The organism is Bellilinea sp., from assembly GCF_053501535.1.
In genome coordinates, this window is sequence record NZ_JBRCOK010000006.1 from 20995 (window position 1) to 28400 (window position 7406).

The 7406-nt window shown below is 51.7% G+C and carries 6 protein-coding genes; 4 read left to right on the forward strand and 2 right to left on the reverse strand.

Annotated features, from left to right (window positions below; translation table 11 throughout):
- The first annotated feature begins 4 nt into the window (after nt 1-4).
- Nucleotides 5-1546 carry a CCA tRNA nucleotidyltransferase gene (locus ACWIZX_RS00455; RefSeq protein WP_448334453.1) on the forward strand — a complete coding sequence of 514 codons (1542 nt, stop codon included), beginning with the start codon at nt 5-7 and terminating at the stop codon, nt 1544-1546.
- Nucleotides 1527-2300, forward strand: a complete 774-nt coding sequence (locus tag ACWIZX_RS00460; RefSeq protein ID WP_448334454.1) for an alpha/beta fold hydrolase — start codon at nt 1527-1529, stop codon at nt 2298-2300. Before ACWIZX_RS00455 ends, ACWIZX_RS00460 begins: the two co-directional genes overlap by 20 nt.
- 7 nt (nt 2301-2307) lie before the next feature.
- Here ACWIZX_RS00460 and ACWIZX_RS00465 read toward each other — a convergent pair whose 3' ends face one another.
- Together ACWIZX_RS00465 and ACWIZX_RS00470 are read right to left on the reverse strand one after the other, a co-directional pair.
- A complete protein-coding gene (locus tag ACWIZX_RS00465) occupies nt 2308-2604 on the reverse strand; it encodes a hypothetical protein (protein ID WP_322793127.1) in 297 nt (98 codons plus the stop codon).
- Nucleotides 2605-2717: 113 nt separating this feature from the next.
- Nucleotides 2718-3113, reverse strand: a complete 396-nt coding sequence (locus tag ACWIZX_RS00470; RefSeq protein ID WP_322793128.1) for a response regulator transcription factor — start codon at nt 3111-3113, stop codon at nt 2718-2720.
- Between the two features lie 216 nt (nt 3114-3329).
- On the opposite strand from ACWIZX_RS00470, the gene ppdK reads away from it, so the two are divergent.
- Nucleotides 3330-6098 (forward strand): pyruvate, phosphate dikinase, encoded by a 2769-nt coding sequence (gene ppdK, locus ACWIZX_RS00475; protein WP_322793129.1) that lies wholly within the window; start codon nt 3330-3332, stop codon nt 6096-6098.
- 256 nt (nt 6099-6354) lie between these two features.
- Nucleotides 6355-7406, forward strand: a 1052-nt coding sequence (locus ACWIZX_RS00480) for a hypothetical protein (protein ID WP_448334455.1), incomplete at its 3' end; no start/stop codon positions are given.

The following is a 7406-nucleotide window of genomic DNA, read 5'->3' on the forward strand; positions in this document are numbered from 1 at the left end:
AAGAATGTTGATTACTTTAGAGAGTATTTTTCCAAATCCTGCCATTCATCAGGCAGTCCGCCGGCAGGCACACCATAATCAGCGCATTCATCTGGTAGGTGGTTGTATTCGCGATCTGCTTCTCGGCCATCCAAGCCATGATATAGATTTTACGGTCAGTGGGGATGCAATTCAGTTAGCACGTCAGATAGCAGACGAGTTGAAAGCCGGCTTTTATGTTCTGGATGACGAACGCAAGACAGCCCGCGTGATCTTGCAAAATCCGCAAGGTGACCGCTATTACCTGGACTTTGCCAGACAGCGCGGTTTTTCAATTGAACAGGACTTAAGAGTTCGCGATTTTACAGTTAACGCCATGGCGATTGACCTCTTGGAAGAAGATCGAATCATTGATCCGCTCAATGGTGCGCTCGATTTACGCAAAAAACAACTGCGCGCCTGCAATGAGCATTCGTTTGAGCAGGATCCAGTTCGGGTATTGCGCGCGATTCGCCTGTCCATGCAATTAGAATTTCAGATTGAAAAGCAAACTCTTCACTGGCTGCGCGCGGCGGTTGGATTGCTCCCCAATTGTTCTGCTGAAAGACAACGGGATGAATTCTTCAAAATGCTGGATGGCCGACAAATCCATACCACCGTTTCTCTTTTGGACCGTCTGGGGGTGCTGCAAATCTTGATTCCGGAGCTGATGGCGACCAAAGGAGTCCAGCAGACCAGTCCCCACATTTTACCGGTTTGGGAACACACATTGGAAACCCTGCGCTGGTTGGAAACACTGTATGATTTGCTGCTGCGCGGGCCTGAATTCATCAAGGGTGAAAGTCTGCTGGCAGGTATGGCATCCCTCAGTTTGGGACGCTACCGCAACGATTTGAAGGAACACTTTTCGGCCATGGTTCATGCTGAACGCAGTTTACGCGGTCTGCTTTTTTTTGCCGCGCTGCTCCATGATGTCGGAAAACCACTCACCCGGGAACAGCAAGCCGATGGCCGTATCCGTTTTTTGCATCATGAACGCAGTGGGGCAGAGATTGCCGGGAAAATTACCCGCCGGTTTGCTTTTTCCAATCCGGAGGTGGAGCGAATCACCTTGATGGTGAGAGAACATATGCGCATCCATCATCTGGCTTCGATAAGCAATGAGGTCAGCCGGCGGAGCATTTACCGCTACTTTCGAAAACTGGGAGATGCCGGAGTGGATGTGTGTTTGCTTTCGCTGGCGGATACGCTGGCGACCTATGGCATTGGCATCCCACCGGAGCAGTGGGAGAGAGAGCTGGCCATCTGCCGGCAGCTTTTGGAGGCATGGTTTGAGAAGCGTGACGAGACCGTTTCTCCGCCTCGGCTGGTCAATGGGGATGATTTAATAAAGCGTTTTGGAATCAAACCCGGACCTCAATTGGGCAGGCTGCTGGAAAGTGTGCGTGAAGCACAGGCTGCCGGACAGATTCACACCGTTGACGAGGCGCTTAATCTGGTAGAATTGCTGTTAAGTGATGATTCATTGGGAGAAGGAACGGAAAATCATGGAACTGAAAACCGTTGATTTGGCTGTAGAACAACACGGCGAGGGAATCCCGCTGGTACTGCTCCATGGTTTTCCTCTCAATCGTCGCATTTGGCACCCAATTGTCCCCTTGCTGGAGAAAAAAAGCCGCCTGATTCTCCCTGACCTGCGCGGATTTGGAGAATCTCCTCAAGAAGTGGAAGAATTCTCAATGCGCCTGCTGGCAGCCGATGTTCTTCAGCTGCTGGATCGGCTCAATATTGAAAAAGCTGTGATTGCCGGTCACTCAATGGGAGGGTATGTTGCCTTAGAATTTGCGCATGCTTACCCGCATCGGCTCAAAGGATTGGCTTTGGTGGCTTCTCAAGCGGATGCGGATAGTCCGGAACGCCGTCAGGCGCGTTTGATAACCGCCCGTGAAGTACGCAGCCGGGGTATCCGATACATTGCTGAGGGAATGCCCTCCAAGTTGAGCGCGGATGCAGCCATTCAAACCCAACTCAGTCAGATGATTTCAGCTTGCAGTGTGCCGGTTGTGGTAGCTGCTCTGAAGGCAATGGCAGATCGGCGGGATGCTAATCCATGGTTGCCTGAAATTCAGGTGCCAGTACTGGCAATTACCGGAGGCGAAGACCAACTGGTTCCGGTTGAAAAAGCCTATTCGTTAATCAAACTGGTGAATAAAGGCTGGGTGATTGAGATCCCGGAGGCTGGACACATGCCGATGATGGAAAGCCCGCAAAAGACGGCCGACGCCCTGTTTCAACTGGTTTGTGCCGCCAATGGTTGTTGAACACTTTTCAGGGGAAAATTTCGGTTAACATCGGTTCATAAAAACAACGGCAGCCGTTGGGGCTGGAGCAACCTTCGACAGGTAAAGCCGGCACCTGATCTTTGGGGTAAGTTGCAGCCATGGACTGACAGACCGGGCAGGCATCATCATCTACCACCAGTCGAATATCACGGACGCGGGGATTTTCCTGTAATTTTTTGAGCGCCACCGCACTGACGGAAAATTGCCTGAGGTTTGCGCCACAGTTTTGACATTCCAGGGCTGTGTCGGGTGATTGCGTGTAGCAAAGTGAACAGGTCTGCACGTGAATTGCTCCTTGATTGAAAATTTCCCTTGAAAGCAAAACAAGGATATTCGATTGAACATCCTGTTTGAAATGGAACAGATGAATTTTACTACAAATTTGGCGTGTTCCGCTCAGGGGGTGCTGGCGGCGGGTATGTTGGATGGGATCGGTTTCGTTCGTCGAAGCAGCGTATGGATGCGTGCAATTAACATACTGCTTGAAACCGGTTTGATCAGATAATCATCGGCTCCGGCATCCAGTGCAGTTGCAACCATCCCGGGATGATCCAGTGCGGAGAGAATGAGGATGGGCACATTGCTGAATTCACGAATGTGTTTGCAGACCTGCCAGCCGTCCATATCTGGCATCATCAGGTCAAGAATGACAATATCGGGTTTCTCGCTCGCGGTTTGATCAACCCCCTCCTGACCCGAATTCACCGCAATGACATGTGCAGGGATGGTTCGCAACAGTGTGGAAAGTAATTCTGTCATGGCAGGGTCGTCATCAATGACCAGTATTTTCATTCGCCTCTCCTTTGCATTGAGTACAACCCTATTATCAGCGAACTTGGTGGATTTTATCCTTTCAACTTCTTTACAAATGGGGCTTTTATTTGATCAGTCAACCGAAGGTGAACTCACCGAAAAATCGTCAATTTTGTGGTAGAATGTGACGATTAAGGGCTTAAGGCGAACTATCCCCTTTCAGGGGTTAAACATTTTCTGGAGGTTAAAGAAAACATGAAGAAATGGGTATATTTATTCCATGAATTGGATGCTGCCGAAAAGTATGTGGGCGGCGATTGGGATGCAGTGCGGGGGCTTTTGGGGGGCAAAGGTGCCAATCTGGCAGACATGACCCGGCTGGGTGTACCGGTTCCACCCGGATTCACCGTCACCACTGAAGCCTGCAATGCTTATCTTGCGGCTGGCGGAAAATTCCCGGAAGGGATGTGGGAACAGATGCTGGAAGCGCTCAAAGAAGTGGAGCGACTGACCGGTAAGAAATTCGGTGGCAGCGATAATCCCCTGTTGGTTTCCTGCCGTTCCGGTGCAAAGTTCTCCATGCCGGGTATGATGGATACTGTCCTCAACATTGGGCTGAATGATGAGACGGCTCAGGCGATGATTCGGTTGACCAACAACGAACGCTTCGTTTATGACTCGTACCGCCGCCTGATTCAAATGTTTGGCGCAGTAGTTCTGGGCATGCCAGATGAGGCATTTGAAGATGTTCTGGAAGAATATAAGCGCGAAAAAGGCGCTAAACTGGACACCGACCTGACCGCCGAGCATTTGAAAGAACTGACCCATATTTTCAAAGGGGTTGTCCGTAAGGAACTGGGTTTTGATTTCCCCATGGACCCCTATGAGCAGATGAAACTGGCTACCGAAGCGGTGTTCAAATCCTGGAATGGAAAACGGGCGGTGGATTATCGCCGCGCGACCAACATCCCGGATGATTTGGGCACGGCGGTCAACATCGTCACCATGGTATTCGGTAACATGGGCAATGATTCGGGTACAGGTGTGGCGTTTACCCGCAACCCGGCCACCGGCGAAAAGAAACTCTACGGTGACTACCTGCTCAATGCTCAGGGTGAAGATGTGGTTGCCGGTATCCGCAACACCGAGAAGATTGAGAATCTGGAACGGGACATGCCCGAATGCTACCGCGAATTCCTGCAAATTTGTGATAAATTGGAACGCCACTACCGTGACATGCAGGACATGGAATTTACAATTGAACGGGGTAAATTGTGGATGTTGCAAACCCGCAACGGCAAACGGACTGCCAAGGCTGCGGTTAAGATTGCGGTGGACATGGCTAATGAGGGCATCATTTCCCGGGAAGAGGCTGTCAAACGCGTCAGCCCCGAGAACGTTGATACACTGCTGCACCCACAGTTTGATGCAGAAACCATTAAAAAAGCCAAAGCGGATGGCCGGTTCTTCGCCAGTGGTGTGAACGCCTCACCCGGCGCGGCGGTCGGGCAGGTGTACTTTGATGCCGACACCACGGAAAAAATGAACAAGGAATATCATCAGGATGTCATTATGGTGCGCCCATTCACCAAACCGGATGATGTTCACGGTATGCTGGCTGCCAAGGGTATTCTCACCAGTGAGGGTGGGGCTACCTCGCATGCTGCAGTGGTTGCCCGCCAGTTTGGCGTTCCGTGTGTGGTGGGTGCGGCCAGCGTGCGCATTGATCTGGACAAACGCCAGATGGAAGTGGATGGCAAAGTCGTCAAAGAAGGCGAGTGGATTTCACTGGATGGAGGCACCGGAGAGGTTTTCTTGGGTAAACTGCCGATGACTTCCCCCTCTCTGGAAGAACAGACCGATTTGTTAACGCTTTTGGACTGGGCAGATGAGATCTGTGCCCGTCCCGGCATTCGTAAGAGCGTCAACGGTTCACCCACCACCGGATTGCAGGTTTGGGCAAATGCCGATTATCCAAAAGATGCCCAGCGCGCGCGTGCTTACGGCGCTAAAGGAATTGGCCTGTGCCGCACCGAGCACATGTTCTTTGAACAGGAACGTTTACCCATCGTTCAACGCATGATTCTGGCAAAGTCCTCTGAAGAGCGCAAAGCCGCTTTGGATGAGTTGCTTCCCTTCCAGCGGGCAGACTTTGAAGGTTTGTTCACTGCCATGGATGGCTACCCGGTCATCATCCGCCTGATTGATCCGCCGCTGCATGAGTTCCTACCGGCTGCCAAAGACCTTGAAGAACAGATCATCACCAAGCGCATTGAGGCGCTGGCGGGTTACGTGCTGGGCAAGGGTGAGCCTAAAGAAGTTGTTGAACTGGAAAGAATGCTGCAGGCCGTGGAAGCCATGCACGAAAGCAACCCAATGATGGGTTTGCGCGGCGTGCGTTTGAGCATTGTCATGCCCGAAATCGTTGAGATGCAGGTTCGTGCCATTTTCGAAGCGGCTGCCAACGTTACCCTCAAGGGTGTACATGCCAAGCCTGAAGTGATGATCCCGCTCACCGGTCACGTCAACGAGTTGAAGGTCATTCAGCCGCGTCTGGAAGAAATTGCCCGCGAGGTGATGAAAGAAAAAGGTGTGTCCTTCCCCTACAAGTTTGGCACCATGATCGAAATCCCACGCGCAGCGGTTACTGCAAAGGAAATTGCCGAAATTGCGGAATTCTTCTCATTCGGCACCAACGACCTGACCCAGATGACCTTTGGTTACAGCCGCGATGATGCCGAACGCAGTTTTCTGGTCACTTATGTGGAAAATGGCATTCTGCCCAAGAATCCCTTCCAGACTCTGGATCGGGATGGCGTTGGCCGGTTGATGCAGATTGCGGTCGAAGATGGACGAAAGGCACGTCCGGATCTTGAAGTGGGTATTTGCGGCGAACACGGTGGCGATCCGGCCTCGATTGAATTCTGCCATCTGGTCGGAAACAACTATGTGTCCTGCTCGCCCTTCCGGGTGCCGGTAGCCCGTCTTGCGGCTGCCCATGCCGCCCTGAAACACGCTGCATAGTTGGAGCAAAGTTTGGGTTAAATAAATCCCCGATCAATTTGGGCGTTCTCTGCCCCCTCCAGCCTCCCCCAATATCGCCGCGACGATATTGGGGGAGGCGCATGTAGGGAGCCAGTTGTCAAATGAAAAAAATTAAGCAAATGATCTGCTTTGCGGAATTGAAAGGTTGTTTTTGAACAGGGTTGGTATAATTTTTTTGTAGGCATCCTTCTTGCATAACTGGTTCTGATGTCACCCCCTACAAGGAGGAATAAAGTTGAGCGAATTAACTGAGTTGATTGCTCCGCAGGCAGAAACAAGACCTGCCAGCAAGGCCGGCAGGTTTACAAACTGGATCGGTTTTTGGACGGTGATCGGTTTGGCGCTGGCGGGAGTTGGTCTTGTTCAGGCCGTGTGGCTGCCGGTGAGTGTGCTGCCCGGCGTTTATCCGGGTATTAATCTTACCAACGTCATGCTGATCGGACTGGCGGGCATGCTGTTTGTGTTATTGACCGTTTGGACGATGGGCCGACTGGTTGGGCGGGAAGCGCCGGATTACTACTTTGGTACGCGAGTCATTCACCCCCCACTGGGTTTTGCGTTTAGCTGGACTTTCTTGATTGGGGGCGGGTTATTTATCGGCTTTCTGGCAAGTATGTTTGCACGGTTAATTTTGCCTGATCTGGCAAACCTGCTCGGTAATGTCCTGGGCATTTATGATTTACAGGTTTTTGCAGCTGCGCTGAATAATCCGCAGGTGATGGTCTACATTGGAAGCGGATTGATTTTTACGGCTTTTATCCTTTCCATCCTTTCTCCGCGGGCAATTCGCAGCATCATCGGCTGGGGGGCCGGGATTTCGATTGCGGGCTGGCTTGTAATTCTTGGACAGTTTGCATCTGTTCCTCAAAACCGATTCAGCGAAATGTTTGACCGAATTTTTGGGGCTGGTTCGCATTCTCTGCATCTTAATCTTGCCTTTCAATTGGGGATGAAGGCTCAGGGCGAGACCCTGCCTGAGATGATTGCCATCGGATTCATCATTGGCCTGTCGGGCTTTTTTGCACTGGGCTTACCGGTGTGGATGTCCGGTGAGCTGCGTACTGACCGGCGGAATATCGTCCCAGCCGGTTTGCTGGCGCTGATTGGGGCTGGTTTTTTGGGTGTTGCAGCGGTCGCGCTGGTCGAAAGAACCATTTCGTGGCAATTTCTGGCAGCAGAAAGTTTTCTGCGCCTGAAGGGCATTACTGGCGAAGGCGGAGTGGTTTTACCGATGCCGGTTTCAACCCCTGGCGGGGGTAGTTCAACCGGTGTTCTGCGGGGAATTAT

Excerpts from the sequence above, each read along its gene's own strand:
- ACWIZX_RS00460 (WP_448334454.1), top strand. The coding sequence starts at position 1,527 with ATGGAACTGAAAACCGTTGATTTGGCTGTAGAACAACACGGCGAGGGA.
- ACWIZX_RS00455 (WP_448334453.1), top strand. The coding sequence starts at position 5 with ATGTTGATTACTTTAGAGAGTATTTTTCCAAATCCTGCCATTCATCAG.
- ACWIZX_RS00470 (WP_322793128.1), bottom strand. The coding sequence starts at position 3,113 with ATGAAAATACTGGTCATTGATGACGACCCTGCCATGACAGAATTACTT.
- ppdK (WP_322793129.1), top strand. The coding sequence starts at position 3,330 with ATGAAGAAATGGGTATATTTATTCCATGAATTGGATGCTGCCGAAAAG.